At 73.7% G+C, this 14,623-nt stretch carries 12 protein-coding genes; 10 read left to right on the forward strand and 2 right to left on the reverse strand.

Annotated features, from left to right (window positions below):
* Window positions 1-7 precede the first annotated feature (7 nt).
* Window positions 8-817, forward strand: a complete 810-nt coding sequence (cobA, locus tag ACH47X_RS15770) for a uroporphyrinogen-III C-methyltransferase (protein WP_397405535.1) — start codon at window positions 8-10, stop codon at window positions 815-817.
* Window positions 786-1,961 carry a uroporphyrinogen-III synthase gene (locus ACH47X_RS15775; protein ID WP_397405536.1) on the forward strand — a complete coding sequence of 392 codons (1,176 nt, stop codon included), beginning with the start codon at window positions 786-788 and terminating at the stop codon, window positions 1,959-1,961. The genes cobA and ACH47X_RS15775 overlap by 32 nt, the downstream gene beginning before the upstream one ends.
* Window positions 1,962-2,015: 54 nt before the next feature.
* On the opposite strand, the gene ACH47X_RS15780 is transcribed toward ACH47X_RS15775, so the two are convergent.
* Window positions 2,016-2,603, reverse strand: coding sequence for a TetR/AcrR family transcriptional regulator (locus tag ACH47X_RS15780; protein ID WP_397405537.1), 588 nt, complete (start codon window positions 2,601-2,603; stop codon window positions 2,016-2,018).
* An 85-nt stretch (window positions 2,604-2,688) separates the two neighbouring features.
* Here ACH47X_RS15780 and ACH47X_RS15785 point away from each other — a divergent pair, with 85 nt between their 5' ends.
* The 4 genes from ACH47X_RS15785 to ACH47X_RS15800 all read left to right on the forward strand — a co-directional run bounded on the left by ACH47X_RS15785 (window position 2,689) and on the right by ACH47X_RS15800 (window position 8,019).
* A complete protein-coding gene (locus ACH47X_RS15785) occupies window positions 2,689-3,621 on the forward strand; it encodes a class I SAM-dependent methyltransferase (protein ID WP_397405538.1) in 933 nt (310 codons plus the stop codon).
* A 280-nt stretch (window positions 3,622-3,901) separates the two neighbouring features.
* Entirely contained in the window at window positions 3,902-5,647 is a 1,746-nt protein-coding gene (locus ACH47X_RS15790) for an RNA polymerase sigma factor (RefSeq protein WP_397405539.1), read from the forward strand.
* A gap of 75 nt (window positions 5,648-5,722) precedes the next feature.
* Complete coding sequence (locus ACH47X_RS15795) at window positions 5,723-6,295, forward strand: sigma-70 family RNA polymerase sigma factor (protein ID WP_020015822.1); 573 nt, start codon at window positions 5,723-5,725, stop codon at window positions 6,293-6,295.
* Window positions 6,292-8,019: a hypothetical protein gene (locus ACH47X_RS15800; protein ID WP_397405540.1), complete on the forward strand. Its 1,728-nt coding sequence runs from the start codon at window positions 6,292-6,294 to the stop codon at window positions 8,017-8,019. Before ACH47X_RS15795 ends, ACH47X_RS15800 begins: the two co-directional genes overlap by 4 nt.
* A 59-nt stretch (window positions 8,020-8,078) precedes the next feature.
* Here the strand turns inward: ACH47X_RS15800 and ACH47X_RS15805 are convergent, their stop codons facing one another.
* Window positions 8,079-9,458, reverse strand: coding sequence for an oxygenase MpaB family protein (locus ACH47X_RS15805; RefSeq protein ID WP_397405541.1), 1,380 nt, complete (start codon window positions 9,456-9,458; stop codon window positions 8,079-8,081).
* Between the two features lie 116 nt (window positions 9,459-9,574).
* Between ACH47X_RS15805 and ACH47X_RS15810 the strand changes: the two genes are divergently transcribed.
* The 4 genes from ACH47X_RS15810 (at window position 9,575) to ACH47X_RS15825 (ending at window position 14,544) form a co-directional block, all read left to right on the forward strand.
* The gene (locus ACH47X_RS15810) at window positions 9,575-10,660 is read left to right on the forward strand and encodes a hypothetical protein (protein WP_397405542.1); all 1,086 of its coding nucleotides are present in this window, start codon (window positions 9,575-9,577) and stop codon (window positions 10,658-10,660) included.
* A gap of 175 nt (window positions 10,661-10,835) precedes the next feature.
* Window positions 10,836-11,429, forward strand: a complete 594-nt coding sequence (locus ACH47X_RS15815) for a sigma-70 family RNA polymerase sigma factor (protein ID WP_397405543.1) — start codon at window positions 10,836-10,838, stop codon at window positions 11,427-11,429.
* Window positions 11,426-13,120, forward strand: coding sequence for a hypothetical protein (locus ACH47X_RS15820; protein WP_397405544.1), 1,695 nt, complete (start codon window positions 11,426-11,428; stop codon window positions 13,118-13,120). The genes ACH47X_RS15815 and ACH47X_RS15820 overlap by 4 nt, the downstream gene beginning before the upstream one ends.
* A 92-nt stretch (window positions 13,121-13,212) precedes the next feature.
* Window positions 13,213-14,544 carry a M18 family aminopeptidase gene (locus tag ACH47X_RS15825; RefSeq protein WP_397405545.1) on the forward strand — a complete coding sequence of 444 codons (1,332 nt, stop codon included), beginning with the start codon at window positions 13,213-13,215 and terminating at the stop codon, window positions 14,542-14,544.
* The last annotated feature ends 79 nt before the right edge of the window (window positions 14,545-14,623 follow it).

The following is a 14,623-nucleotide window of genomic DNA, read 5'->3' on the forward strand; positions in this document are numbered from 1 at the left end:
CGGTCGGGTGACGCTCGTCGGTGGCGGCCCGGGCGCCGTCGACCTGCTGACCGTGCGCGCGTGGCGGGCGCTGCAGGCGGCCGACGTCGTCGTGGCCGACCGGCTGGGGCCCGTCGAGATCCTCGCCGAGCTCCCGCCGCACGTCCGCGTGATCGACGTCGGCAAGGAACCCGGCCGGCACCCGGTGCCGCAGGAGCGCATCAACGAGCTGCTCGTGGAGCACGCGCTGGCGGGTGCCGACGTGGTGCGGCTCAAGGGCGGCGACCCGTTCGTGCTGGGCCGCGGCGGCGAGGAGGTGCTCGCCTGCGTGGCGGCCGGCGTGCCGGTCGAGGTGGTCCCGGGCATCACGTCCGCCGTCGCCGTGCCGGGGCTGGCCGGCATCCCGCTCACCCACCGCGGCGTCACCACGGGCTTCCACGTCGTCTCGGGCCACTGCGCCGCCACCCCGGACGTGTCAGACGCACAGGTCCCTCCGGTGACCGACAGGTCTGGCACGTCCGGGCCGCTCGACGCCGCGGCCCTCTCCTGCGTGCGTGACGGCACGGCTACGCTTGTCGTACTGATGGGGGTGCGGTCCCTCGGCGCGATCGTGGCGCAGTCCCTGGCCGCAGGCGCCGATCCCGGAACTCCCGTGGCGATGGTGGAGAACGGTTCCACGCCGGAGCAGCGCGTCACGCGGGCCCGCCTCGACGAGGCGGCCGCGGTGGCGGCAGCTCGTGGTGTGCGGTCGCCCGCGGTCGTCGTCATCGGCCGCGTGGCCGCGGCAGGGCTTCTGGAGGGTGCGGATGAGCGACGTCTGGCAGGTGCCGGTGTCTGACGTCGCGGCGCCCGCTCGCGCGCAGGCCGCCCACCCGACGCTGGGCCAGGTCATGGCCGGCGCGACCGTGCTCGTCACCGCCGAGCGCCGGGCCTCGGAGCTCGCCGCCGCCCTGGAGCGGCGCGGCGCCACGATCCGGCACGCGCCCGCGCTCAGCATGATCCCGCACGTCGACGACGAGACACTGATCGCCGCGACCCGGGCCATCGTGGACGCGCCGCCGGACGTCCTGGTGGTCACGACGGGTATCGGCTTCCGCGCCTGGATCGAGGCCGCCGACGCGCACGGGCTCGCCGAGCCACTGCTCGACATGCTCGGCGGCGTCCGGCTGGTCGCGCGGGGACCCAAGGCCCGCGGCGCCATCCAGGCCGCAGGGCTGCAGGCCGACTGGGTGGCCGAGTCCGAGACGTCCGCCGAGGTGGCCGAGGTGCTGCTCAGTGAGGGCGTGGACGGCCTGCGCATCGCGATCCAGCACCACGGCGCGGGCGCCGACGGCCTGGACGAGGTGTTCGAGAAGGCCGGCGCCCAGGTCGCCAGCCTCGTCGTCTACCGGTGGGGCCCCGCCCCCGACCCCGCGGCCGTCCGCGACTCCGCGCACGCGGTGGCCGACGGCGAGATCGACGCGGTCGTGTTCACGTCCGCCCCGGGCGCCGAGGCCTGGCTGCAGGCCGTCGAGGCGGAGGGGCTGGTCGAGCGCGTCCGGGCCCGGTTCGCCGACGGCGGGACGGTCGCCGCCGCCGTCGGACCTGTGACGGCCAAGCCGCTGGAGCACCGCGGGATCGTGCCCCTGCAGCCCGAGCGCGGCCGGCTCGGCGCGCTCGTGCGTGCGCTGGTGGGGCACTACGAGCACATCGAGTCCGTGGCGCTGAGCACTGTGGCCGGATCGCTGGTGATCCGCGCGCGCGTCGCGGTGCTGGACGGCAAGGTGCTGCCGCTGTCCCCGACCGGCGTCGCGGTGCTGCGGCTGCTCGCGGCGGCGGCGGGCGACGTCGTGCCACGTGAGGAGGTGCTCGCCGCGCTGCCGGGTGACTCGCAGGACACGCACGCCGCCGAGGTGGCGATCGCGCGCCTGCGGGAGGCGGCGGGCCGGCGCGACCTGATCCGCACCGTGGTCAAGCGCGGCTACCGCATAGAGCTGGCCTGAGGGTGTGGCAGTTTGCTCTGCCGAACGCTCGGGTGGAGTGCCGACGGGCCGCCGCTAGCGGAGCGCGCCGACCAGGACGGACTCGACCATCTCGCGGACGGCGACGTCGTCCGGCCGTGCGCCGAGCTCGCCCGCGAACATCAGGTGCCCGGTGCCCACGACCGTCATCGCGAGGTAGCGGGGCTCGGTGCCGGGGACCACACGCCCGGACGACTGCTCGGCGGCCAGGTAGGCCGCCAGCGCCCCGGTGATCTCGGCGAGCAGCGGTACACCCGCGGGTGACGTCTCGCGCAGCCGGCGGCGCAGCTCGTCGCGCGCGGTGATGAGCGCGACGACGGCGAGCGCGACGGTGTCGAGCGTCGCGGCCAGGAACCCGGACACGTTGCCGACCACCGTGCCGGTTCCCGCGGCGGTGACCAGGCGGTCGCCGGCGTCGTCGGCCTGCTGGATGCGGGTGCGGACCAGCGCGGCGAGGAAGTCGTCGAAGTCCGCGAAGTGGCGGTGCAGCACACCCTTGGCGACGCCGGCCTCGTCGGTCACGGCTCGGCTGGTCAGTGCCGCGGCGCCGCTGGTCGCGAGCAGCCGTTCCGCGGCGGCCACGAGCTGGGCGCGCGGATCCTGGAGCGCCACTCCGGTGGGCATGGACGGCCCCTCTCCTGTCGCCGGGCCGCGGGGTGCGGCTGAAGCAATGTTGCACGAGTGGGCGCCTGCCCACTAGCGTGGGCGCATGCCCACTTCCAATTCGGCCGGCGACCTCGCCGCCTCTCACCTGCACCGCGGCGCCGCCGAGGGATTCGGCGCGGACGCGGAGCGGTACGACCGTTCGCGTCCCGTCACGCCCCGCGCGGTCGCGGACGCCGTCCTGGGCTATCTGGCCGGCAAGGGCCGGATCGGCGAGGACAGGCTGGGTGACGGCCGGCCGGGTGAGGGCCAACCGGCCGACGGCGACGGCACACCGGGCACGGCCGCCGAGCCCGCACCACCCCGCCTGCTCGACGTCGGCGTCGGAACAGGTCTCTCCGCCCTGCCGTTCCGCGCGGCGGGCGCCGAGGTGCTGGGTGTCGAGGTCGACGCCCGCATGGCGGCCGTGGCCGAGGCGCGTGGCCTCGACGTCGAGGTGGCGCGGTTCGAGGAGTGGGACCCGGCGGGACGGCGGTTCGACGCCGTCGTCTCCGGCATGACCTGGCACTGGGTGGACCCGGTCGCGGGCGCCGCTCAGGCAGCCCGTGTGCTGCGCGACCAGGGGGTGCTGGCGGTGTTCTGGCACGCGGCCGACCTGCCGCCCACGCTTCGGTCGGCGCTGCACGACCTGTACTCCCGGGAGCTGGCCGGCACGCCGGGGGCGGGCATGTACGCGCCGGGCCGCTCGGCGGCCGACGGCTACGAGGCGATGCTCGACCGTGCCGAGGCGGGCCTGGTCGAGGCGGGCGGGTTCGGCACGCCGCAGCGGTGGCGGCACGCCTGGGAGCACCGGTACACCGTCGAGGAGTGGCTGGACCAGGTGCCGACGTCGGGCGGGTTCGGCCGGCTGCCCGAGCCGGTGCGGCGCGCGATCCTGGCCGGCGTCCGGTCCGCCCTGGAGCAGGACGAGGCCGTGACCGACGGCGCGTTCACCGTGCGCCACACCACGGTCCTGCTGGCGGCCCGCCGCACGTCCTGACCAGCACGACCGGACCCGCCCGTCCGGACTCGACCCGTCCCGTCCCGTCCCGTCCCGTCCCGTCCCGTCCCGTCCCGTGCCGCCCGTCCGGACCGTCCCATCCGGACCGTCCCATCCGGACCAAATCCCTTTGAGGCCTAAGTTTCTTCGCTTTGGGTGGCCGCAAAGCGAAGAAACTTAGGCCTCGAAGGGGATCGGCCTCAGCGGACCGGTCACCCGCCATCATCGTTCTGCTCCTCCCGCCCGTCGGAGAGGGTGAGAGGGAAAGGGGGCGTCACCGATGGCGCAGTGGGAGAGCGAGCTCGAGGAGCTCATGGCGCGGCGGGGCCGCGCACTGGTGGGGTACGGGTACACGCTGTGCCGGGACCGGGGGCAGGCCGAGGACCTGGTGCAGGACGCGCTGGTCAAGGTGTTCTCGCGGCTGCGGCGACCGCGGGACATGTCGGGCACCTCGCAGGTCACCGACCTGGACCAGCCGCGGCTGACCAACGCGGAGGCCTACGTGCGCCGGGCCATGCTGACCATCTACCTGGACGGTTACCGCCGGCAGACGAGCTGGACCGGCATCAAGCACCTGCTGGCCGACGAGGACCGCGCGCCCGCGGCGGAGCGCGTCGCGACGGCCCGGGTCGACGTCGGCGTGGCGCTCGCCAGGCTGTCCCCGCGGCAGCGCGAGTCGGTGGTGCTGCGGTTCTTCGAGGACATGACCGTGCCGCAGATCGCGCAGACCCTGGGTACGAGCCCGGGCACCATCAAGCGGCACCTGTCCAACGCGATGGAGCTGCTGCGCGACTCGCTCGCGGAGATCGCGGTCCCCGAGATCGACACGACGCTGGACGAGCGCCTCGACGCGGTCTCCGGCATGGTGCGCCGCCGCCGCGGGGTCAAGGTGGCGGCCATCGGCGGCGCCTCGCTGGTGGTCGCGGGCATGCTGGCCGTCGCCGCGCTGTGGGGGCCGTCGCGGCTCCTGTCCGAGCCGGTGGTCCCGGCCACGCAGAGCCCCGAGCTGTCCAGCGCCCAGGCCGGCGGGCAGGTGCCCAGCCAGTGGAGCGAGCACGGCCCGCAGTACCGGTGCGGCATGGAGGTCACGGAGCTGACGTCGACGTCGGACACGGTGGAGCTGGAGCTGACCGGAGACCTGGAGGCCGACGAGTACGGACTCACCGCGCCGGTCCGGATCACCCGGACCGACACGGAGGGGCCGGCGCTGGACGGCGGCGAGCCCATGCTGCTCTTCGCCCAGAACGGCCAGGTGGTCGACCTCGGGGCGGGCTGGCACGAGGGCGGCTACGTGCTGCCCGACGCCGGGAGGTCCCAGGACGCCGTCGCCGAGGCCGGCGCGGCCACGGCCTGCGGTGACTGGACCGTCGGCATTATCTCCGAGACCTACCTGGAGCCGCGGCCGGCCGGCACGTACGACGTCTACGCGGTCATGCCGTGGAGCGACCTCGACGGCACGGGCGGGATGGCTGTCAGCGAGCCGGTCACCATGGAGGTCCCGGAGGTCGACGTGCCGGCAGAGGAAGCGCTGACGGTCGACATCCGCGACGGCTACCAGCCCGAGTGGCTGGCGGGCACGGACCTGGCCTGCGGCGCCCACGCCTCCGACATTCCGGCCGGCCCGCAGGTGCCCTCGGAGCGCGCGGGTCTCAAGCTGTCGGCGGAGACCAGCGGCGAGTCTCTCGCTCCTGCGGAGGTGACGATCACGTTCACCGAGACCGCGGGCAAGGCCCTCGACACCACCCGCACGCCGATCAGCCTGGTCTGGCTCAGCGCGGGACGTGTGATCGGGACGGGCCGCGACGTCTGGTCGGAGCCTGAGGAGAACCTCCACGTCGGTCCGAAGGGCGACACCTCCGTCGTCGTCCCGGTCGAGCCGGACCTGTCGTGCCTCACCGACCCCGAGGCCACGCTGCCCGACGGCAGCTACGCGGTGTACGCCCTCACCGAGGTCGACCCCGGGTCGGACGGCGCACCGCAGTACCTGGCCGTGGAGGCCGTCACCGAGTACTACGTCGGGGAGTGACCAACGATTCCTCCCCGGTGCGCGTCATGGGGTGTGTGGAGACGATGACAGCACACACGCACCGGGGAGGTGGCCATGGCGGGATGGGAGACCGAGCTCGATGAGCTCATGAGGACGCGCGGGAGCGCGCTGGTCCGCTACGCCTACATGCTCTCCGGCGACCGCGCCCTCGCCGAGGACCTGGTCCAGGACGCCCTGGTGAAGGTCTACTCGCGGCTGCGCCGTCCCGGCAGGGGCGGGGTCGGCGTGGCGGCGGGGAGCCGGGCGCACGATCTCGACTCCCCGTTCACCAACGTCGAGGGCTACGTGCGGCGAGCGGTCCTGACCATCTACCTGGACGGCTACCGCAAGCGGCAGCGCTGGTCCGGCATCAAGCACCTCCTGGCCGACGACCCCAGCACCCGTGGTGCCGACCAGGCGGCATCGGCACGCGTCGACGTGATGACGGCACTCGCGAAGCTCGGCGCCCGGGAACGCGCCTGCGTGGTGCTGCGCTACTTCGAGGACATGACGGTGCCGCAGATCGCCGACGCCCTGGGCACCGCCCAGGGCACGGTGAAGCGGTACCTGTCCGACGCGACCAAGAACCTGCAGGAGATCCTGCGCCCCGACGACTTCCGACCTGCCGAAGGGAGGGCCGCCCGATGAGCCACGACGACCTGAACGACCGAACCGACCAGAACGACTTCCTGAGCGGTGCGCTCCATGGCGCAGCCGACGCCATGCCCGGTGGGGAGGTGAACGACTTGCACGTCTCGTTCGGAGTGGTGCGTGACCGCGTCAAGCGCCGTCGTGCCGTGAAGGTCGGCAGCCTCGCCGGCGCCAGCCTGGCGGTGGCGGGCGTGCTCGCCTTCGGCCTCACGCAGTCGCCGGTGTGGGATCGCGAGCCGGTCCTGCCCGGGACGCCGAGCGAGAACGTGGCCCCGAACCGGTCCGCGGACCCGACCGGTGAGCCGTCCTCGTCAGGACCGCCCGCGACGAGCGTGATCCAGGACGGGTACCAGCCCTCGTGGATCAAGGACCTCGACGTCGGCCTGTCGTGCGGCATGCCGGCGGAAGACCTGGAGACGACGGCGCAGGGCTGGACGTCCTCCGTGAGCGGGGACATCTACGCGAGGATGTTCGAGCAGGGCGGTGGGCCCTCGACGTCGTGGGGTATGTCGGCGCTGGTCACGGGCAACCAGGGGAACCTCGACGTGCCCCCGGTGCTGGTGTGGAGCCAGGACGGCGTGGTGGTGGACCTCGGGCCGAACGTGTTCGAGGGCTCCGCCATGAGCGCGCCGCTGCTCAGCTCCGAGGGTGGCGACGTCACCGAGGCGCAAGGCGGTGCGTTCACCACGTGTGCGCCCACCGACGGCGACGCGGGTCCGCGCTTCGAGACCCCGCTGCCCGAGGGTGACTACGAGGTGAGTGTGGTCGCTTTCCCGGAGGTCGCCTCCGGTCAGTGGGCGTCGGTGGTGGGCGAGCCGGTCAGGGTCCAAATCGACGCCGGCGGCGCGCACAGCGTGCGCGGGCCGCGTGGTGGCACCGGCACCATCGAGCCGCCGGAGCCCGCCGAGGGCGAGCTGACCCGGTTCGAGCTCGACCGCACCACGGACTGGGTCTCCGCCAGGCAGACCCAGCGCGGGTACGTGACCACCGGAGCGCCGGTGATCACGGCACAGTGCGAGAGCCTCGACCCGGACGACGTGGTGCGTTACGAGGTGATGCAGTCCAACGAGTCGTTCGCGTCGGGCGAGGTGCCGTGCAACCGGTCCGTGTTCGCGTCGGGGGACGTGATCGGCGGTGCCGAGGGGGTCGTCGACATCCGGCTGACGAGCGTGCCGGACGGCGTGACCCGGTTCTGGGCGACCCTCGCCCCGAAGACCGGCGACGGCGGCGACGGCGGGAGCGGCGGCGACGCCGCCGGAGCCTGCTCCGCTGACGGCCTCGACCTCGCCTTCGACCCGGCGAACGCGCCGAGCGAGGCGGCCGGGGTGACGGCGGAAGCCATCGTGGACACGGCGCTGGCCTGCGACCAGGACCGGCTCGTCGAGCTGGCGACGGAGTACCCCACTGAGCTGCTGATCCCGGCCCAGCCCGCGGAGCAGGTGTTCGCCCTGCCCGAGGACGAGTCGCTGCACTACCTGACCCTGGTCGGGCTCCTGGCCGGTACGACCGGGACCGACCAGGGCGAAGGGACGTTCGTCTGGCCCAGGGTCGCGGCCGACGAGTTCCGCGACTCGGACGAGGCCTGGCAGGAGGTGGTGGACGCGGGCGTGCTCACGCCGGGGGACGCCGACGCGCAGCGCGCCGAGGGGCGCGGCTACACGGGGATGCGGATCGCGATCGACAGTGCCGGCAACTGGCGGTACTACTCCGCCACACCCTGACCCGGCACCCGCACGTGTCGGACGCTCAGGTCACTCCGGTGACCTGAGCGTCCGACACGTCAGGGGCGTTCCGGGTGGTAGCTCGCCAGGATCGCCCGGCTCCGGCGTCGGCCCCGGCGGTCGAGGCGCTCGCGGCCCCCGGGGAGCCGGCCGAGCACGCGGTACCGCCAGGTGTTGAGCGGGAGCAGGTACGCGTGCGCCCACGGCGGGCGCAGCGGCAGGCCGAGCTCGCGCATGCTCCGCACCCCGAGGAACGCCGTCAGCATCGACAGCAGCCGCTCCCGCTCGAACCGGGCCCGCGCCGGCTGCCACCACGCCGGCCCGCGGTAGGCCCGTTCGGCCTGCGCGGCGACCACGGCCTGCGCCAGCCGCGGCCCGGCGTCCGAGATGCCGGCCTGCGCCAGGAGCACGTGCTGGTTGAGGCGGTGGCGAGCCCACTCGTCGTCGACCAGGAAGTCGGGGTGCACGCCCAGCAGGTGCCCCACCCACTTCCACAGGTGCATCAGCGCCCGGCTGTCCGACGGCGGCACCGGCACCCCCAGCGCGCGGCACCCCAGGATCAGGGTGCCGTCGAACAGGCCGAGCGTCGCCGCCTGGTCGGCCTGGTTGATCGGCAGACCCCAGCGGGCGGTGTCCCACGGCTTGGTGTCCCCGCGGTCCGCGCCGGAGGAGTCCGGGCCGGCGGAGTCCGGGCCGGGCCGGTTCGCGAACGACGCGTTGACCAGAGCGTGCATCACCCGGACGTGCACGGTGGCCCGCCAGGCCGGGCCGAACGGCCGTAGTGCCCCCGGCTCCGTCAGCCCGACCGTCCACTCCTGCGTCTCGGCGAGCCGGCGCAGGGTGCCGCCGGTCAGGGCGCCGGTCGCCGCGAGCAGGTCCGTCGGCCCGCCGAACCGGTACCCGCCGACGAGCGAGAGCTGGAGCAGCACGTCGGCGGCGTTCTGCCCGAGCCGCCGCTGCACCGCGGCGCCCTGCTCCACGAGGTCCCAGTCCACCCAGGAGGGCACGGTGGTGACCCCTGCAAGAAACTCCTGCAGCACCCGGGGCTCCCCTTGGCGCTCGAGATTGAGATCGGTCGGTGGCATCGAGACCGGTCCGTCAACCGACCGGTCTCGATGCCACGGACCGATGTCATCTCCCAGCCTCGGCCGGGGCCCTGGCCCGGCAGCGAGCGCCGACCGCAGCATCGCGTGCGTGACCCGGCCCGGGGTGCCCGCGGGCAGGCGCATGGCGGCGGCGAGTGCTGCCCCGGCGTCGTCCTGCTCGAGGAAGGCGCGGCCGATCCGGTCGAGCAGGGCCTCGTCCACGCCGCGGACCCGGCCGAGCACGCGCAGCGGGCGGCCGATCCGCGTCCCGCGGGCCTCGGCGGAGCGGAACCGGAGCGGGTACGCGGGGGCGCGCCCGACGTCGTCCACAGGGTTGTCCACCGTCTCGGCCATGTCCTCATCCTGACCCGGACGAGTCGGACGCGAAAAGGATCCGACCCCAACTGTTCGCCGGAACCGGGCGTCATAGGGGGTGAAAAGCAAGTACGTCAACAACCGGGGGAACAGAGATGAGCCACGGAGACAACCGCACGGATCACGGCACGCGCGCGCCTCGCGGGCGGACGGCGCGGCTGGTCGGCGTAGGCGTCGGCGGCGGGGCGCTGGTCGCGGCGGGGGCGCTCGTGCTGGGCGCCACGCAGCTCGCGACGCCGGGCCTGGCGGCGCCGCTGCCCACCTACGTGTCGGACGTCGCGCAGCGCGACGTCCCGCAGCCGGACCTGCTGGCCGGGACGCCGCTGCGCTGCGGCGCGAACCTGGCCGACCTGAGCTTCGGCAGGGACGTCGTGCTGGCGGCCACCGGTGACCTCACCACGGAGTCGGTGTACCACGAGGGCGAGTGGTCGACCCATGACTCGCTGCCGCTGCGGGCGGCTGACGCGGACGGCGCGGACTCCTCGGAGAACGACCTGAACTCGCCGACCCTGGTCTGGGTGGACGAGGACGGCACCGTCGTGGACCTGGGCGGCTGGGAGGAGTACCCGATGTACCTCACCCACGAGGACGACGGCCCGACGGCGCAGGAGGACCGCACCTCGTCGTGCGCCCCGGACGACGCCGAGCCGTGGCTGCCGGACGGCGAGTACACGGTCTACCCGATGACCATCGAGTACTCGACGGACACCCTGGTGGCGGGCGACCCGCTGCCGGTGACCGTGGAGGACGGCGAGCCCCGGTGGGCGACCGGCGGCCAGGAGGCGCCGGTGCCGTTCGAGCTGCCGGGCGACCCCGACCAGACGCTGCTCCCGGACCGCGGGTTCGGCAGCGTGGTGGTGGACCGCACCGGTGCCTGGGAGCGCCGCGACACCTACCGCGCCGTCTGGCCGGAGGGTGAGCTCACCGAGGGTGAGGGGTACGTGGTCCAGGCACGATGCACGTCGTCCGATCCGGGGGACAGCATCTCCTATGCGCTGTCCGGCGGCTGGGGCGACGTCACGGGCGAGATCCGGTGCGACGGCCACGACCGCACGGACGGCACCTGGGGCTACCAGCCCCCGGACGTCCCGGGCGAGCCGGTCGGCATCGAGCTGACCGACGTGCCGGACGGCGTCGTGCTCGCCCATGCGCGCCTGGTCCCCGCCTCCGTGGCGGGCTGACCCCGCAGGACCGCTGGTCGAACCTGCCACGGTGGCCGAGCCTGTCGAGACCCTTGGGTCTCGGCAGGCTCGACCCGTTTCCGGGCCGACCCGCCCCACCGTCCCGCAGAATCGGCCCACAACCTCCTGGCGGCCTGGTTCGTCGACACGGTCAGGACGGCAGGAAGGAGCCGGAATGGGCTGGCACGAAGACCTGGAGCTGCTCGCCACCCAGCGGGGCGGCGCGCTCGTCGGGTACGCCTACACGCTGTGCGGCGACGTGCGGCAGGCCGAGGACCTGGTGCAGGAGGCACTGGTCAAGTACTGCTCGCGCCTGGTCGGGCGGGGCGGACGACGACGCCGGGCGGCGTCGGGCATGCGGGCGGTACCCCTGGACGGCGGGAACGGCGCAGGCGGCGAGGAACCCGCACGGGCGCCGCAACACCCCGAGGCGTATGTGCGCCGCATGGTGCTGAACCTGTACCTCGACGGCTGGCGGCGGAGCCGCAAGTGGGCGGACATCGCCCCGCGCGTCGCCGTGGAGGACGTGCGGTTCCCCGACTCGGGTGTCACGGCCCGGGCGGACGTCGTGCACGCGCTGACCCGGCTCACGCCCCGGCAGCGCGCGAGCGTGGTGCTGCGCTACTTCGAGGACATGACGATCGCGCAGGTCGCGGAAGCGATGGGCACCGCACCGGGCACGGTCAAGCGCTATCTGCACGACGCCATGCGCACGCTGCGCGACGTGCTCGAACCGGTGGAAGCGGCGACGGAAGGGGAGCGGCGATGAACCAGCACGACGGACTCAGGGACCACGATCACGGTTGGGCCGACCCCGCCGGGACCGACGTCCTGGCCCAGACCCTCGGCGCGATGGCAGGCGGCGTCGACCCCGCGTCGCCCACCGGTCCCGCGGCTGCGGTGCCGGCCATGAGCAAGCGGGTGCGCCGGCGACGCGGAGCCAAGCTGGGCGGGCTCGGCGGGGGAGCGCTCGCGCTCGCGGCCGTGGTGGCGCTCGGCGCCACGCAGCTCGCGCCCCCGGACGGCGCCGAGGTGCTGCCGGGATCCCCCACGTCATCGCCGGCGTTCCAGGTCCGAGAGGGCTACCAGCCGCCGTGGCTGGAGTGGAGCGACCTGACGTGCGGCATGCCGGAGGCGGACCTGAGGTCCACGGCACCGGGTTGGTCCGTGGCGGTGGCCGGCGACGTCTATGCCCGGACGGATGACCTGGGTGGCGAACGATCGAGGTCGTGGGGCATCGCGACAGCGTTCCAGGACGGGAAGGGCACGCTCGACGTCGCGCCCGTCCTGGTGTGGAGCCAGGACGGCACGGTGCTCGATCTGGGGCCGAACGTCTTCGACGAGTGGTCCGAGAAGGACGAGCTTCCGGTTCCGCTCGTCGGCACCGGCACCGGCACCGTCGCGGCCCTGGGCACCTCGATGTCGACGTGCGTACCGGGCAGGGAGTACGGCGACCTGCAGCACAAGACGCCGCTGCCCGAGGGCGACTACGAGGTGCGCGTGGTGGCCTTCCCGCGCATCGACGGTCAGTGGGCCACGACGGTCAGCGACCCGGTCCAGGTCCACCTGGACGCCGACGGCGCCCACAGCCTGGGTGAGCCTCGTGCCGCTGAACCGGTCGTCGAGCTCTCCGAGCCCGTCGAGGGCCAGGTCTCGAAGTTCGTGCTGGACCGCACCACCGAACTGGTCACCGCGGAGATGACTCGGCGCGACTACTCGTCGGACACGCCGATGCGGGTGATGGGCCGGTGCGCCAGCTCGGACCCGGAGGACATGCTCCCGATCGAGCTGGTGCTGCCGTCGACCGGCGAGGTGGTCGCGGCCAGCCAGATCACCTGCGACGGGTTCGAGGCCGGCTCGGCCGTGGGCGCCCTGTCCGAGAACCGCAGCGGGGAGACCATCGACATCCGGCTTCCCGACGTGCCTGACGGCGTCTCCCGGCTCTGGGTGTCTCTCGAACCGGAGACCCCGGTCGGCGGGGGAGACGAGCCGGAGTGCTCGGCGACCGGCTTCGAACCGGACTACGCGACCGGATTCGAGCTGACCCAGAGCACCTCGGCAACCGCCGGGAACATCATGGTCCTGGCGCAGGTCTGCAACTCCGAGGCGTTGGTCGAGCTGGCGAAGCAGCACGGTGTCGAGCTGATGTCCGGCACCGAGACCCCGGAGCAGGTCTTCGCGCTTCCCGAGACCGACCCGGGCCGCTACCGGGAGCTCGCCGCCCTGGTGAGCGACACCACCCCCGTGATTCCCGACGAGGGTTCCTCGGACGCCGTGGTCGTCTGGCCCCGTGTCATCACCGAGGAGTTCCAGGACTCGGCGGAGGCGTGGGCCGAGCTGGTGGCGGCGGGCGTGCTCACCGAGGGCCAGGCCGAGGCCCAGCAGGCGGGCGGCTACCAGGGCCCGCGGGTCGGCATCACCATGGACGGCGACTGGCTGTACTACACCACCGGCCAGTAGCCGCTCGACGTGTCAGACGCTCAGATCCCCCGAGGGGCCTGAGCGTCTGACACGCGGGTCGGGGGACCGGTGCGGGCAGAGATAATGGCCGGATGACGGACCAGACCCTCACCCCCGCACCCGTCCAGCCCGCCAACATCCCCGAGGAGGCCCGCGCCCACGCGGCCGACCTGGGCGAGTTCGTCGCGGCGTCGCCGTCGTCCTACCACGCGGCGGCGGAGGTGGCGCGGCGCGCGCAGGCAGCAGGTTTCACGCTCCTCGCCGAGGACGCCGCCTGGGGCGTCACCCCTGGCGGACGCTACGTCGTGGTCCGCGACGGCTCGGTCATCGCCTTCACCGTGCCGACAACCGCCGGCCCCACCACCCCGTTCACCATCGTGGGCGCCCACACCGACTCCACCGGCTTCAAGCTCAAGCCCAAGCCGACCACGCACGGCGCCGGCGGCTGGTGGCAGGTCGGCGTCGAGGTCTACGGCGGGCCGCTGCTCAACTCCTGGCTCGACCGCGAGCTGGAGCTCGCCGGGCGGATCGTCACGCACGACGGCACCGAGCACCTGGTGCGCACCGGGCCCATGCTGCGCATCCCGCAGCTCGCCATCCACCTGGACCGCGGCGTCAACGACAACGGGCTCACCCTGGACAAGCAGCGCCACACCCAGCCCGTCTGGGGCCTGGGCGACGCGCAGAGCGCGGACGTCCTGGCGGCGCTCGCGGCGGACGCCGGCATCGACCCCGCGGACATCGGCGGCTACGACGTGGTGCTGGCCGAGACGCAGCCCGCCCGCGCGTTCGGCGCCGGCCAGGCACTGTTCGCGTCCCCGCGGCTCGACAACCTGCTCTCCACGCACGCCGGCCTGACGGCGCTGCTCGGGCGGGCGTCCCGCGAGGGTTCGACCGGCGTCGAGATGTTCGCGGCGTTCGACCACGAGGAGATCGGCAGCGCCTCGCGCTCCGGCGCCGCCGGCCCGTTCCTGGAGGAGGTGCTGGTCCGGATCTCGACCGGGCTCGGCGCTACGGCGGAGGAGCGCTCGCGCGCGTTCGCGGCGTCCCTGCACGTGTCGTCCGACGTCGGGCACGCGGTGCACCCGAACTACCCCGAGCGGCACGACCCGGCCAACCACCCCGTCGCAGGCGGCGGCCCGATCCTCAAGATCAACGCCAACCAGCGCTACGCCACGGACGCGCACGGTGCGGCCGCGTGGAACGCCGCGTGCCGGGACGCCGGGGTGCCCACCCAGGAGTTCGTCTCGAGCAACGTCGTGCCGTGCGGGTCGACGATCGGGCCGATCTCGGCCACGCGTCTGGGCATTCGCACTGTCGATGTCGGAGTGCCAATTTTGTCGATGCACTCGGCCCGTGAGCTCACCGCCGTGGTCGATCCCTGGTACCTCTCGCGCGCCATGGGCGCCGTCCTCGGCGGGTGAAAAGCCGAATCGTCCCGGAACGAGGCGCTAAGGACGGTTGATCGGGGCGACCTGCGCTTTTGCATGTTTCCGTTGGTTC

The organism is Promicromonospora kroppenstedtii, assembly GCF_044389675.1.
In the GTDB taxonomy this organism is placed as follows: domain Bacteria; phylum Actinomycetota; class Actinomycetes; order Actinomycetales; family Cellulomonadaceae; genus Promicromonospora; species Promicromonospora kroppenstedtii.

Bases quoted from the DNA above. Each gene is read 5' to 3' on its own strand.
- ACH47X_RS15775 (WP_397405536.1), top strand. From the start codon at position 786: ATGAGCGACGTCTGGCAGGTGCCGGTGTCTGACGTCGCGGCGCCCGCT.
- ACH47X_RS15780 (WP_397405537.1), bottom strand. From the start codon at position 2,603: ATGCCCACCGGAGTGGCGCTCCAGGATCCGCGCGCCCAGCTCGTGGCC.
- ACH47X_RS15785 (WP_397405538.1), top strand. From the start codon at position 2,689: ATGCCCACTTCCAATTCGGCCGGCGACCTCGCCGCCTCTCACCTGCAC.
- ACH47X_RS15790 (WP_397405539.1), top strand. From the start codon at position 3,902: ATGGCGCAGTGGGAGAGCGAGCTCGAGGAGCTCATGGCGCGGCGGGGC.
- ACH47X_RS15795 (WP_020015822.1), top strand. From the start codon at position 5,723: ATGGCGGGATGGGAGACCGAGCTCGATGAGCTCATGAGGACGCGCGGG.
- ACH47X_RS15800 (WP_397405540.1), top strand. From the start codon at position 6,292: ATGAGCCACGACGACCTGAACGACCGAACCGACCAGAACGACTTCCTG.
- ACH47X_RS15805 (WP_397405541.1), bottom strand. From the start codon at position 9,458: ATGGCCGAGACGGTGGACAACCCTGTGGACGACGTCGGGCGCGCCCCC.
- ACH47X_RS15810 (WP_397405542.1), top strand. From the start codon at position 9,575: ATGAGCCACGGAGACAACCGCACGGATCACGGCACGCGCGCGCCTCGC.
- ACH47X_RS15815 (WP_397405543.1), top strand. From the start codon at position 10,836: ATGGGCTGGCACGAAGACCTGGAGCTGCTCGCCACCCAGCGGGGCGGC.
- ACH47X_RS15820 (WP_397405544.1), top strand. From the start codon at position 11,426: ATGAACCAGCACGACGGACTCAGGGACCACGATCACGGTTGGGCCGAC.
- ACH47X_RS15825 (WP_397405545.1), top strand. From the start codon at position 13,213: ATGACGGACCAGACCCTCACCCCCGCACCCGTCCAGCCCGCCAACATC.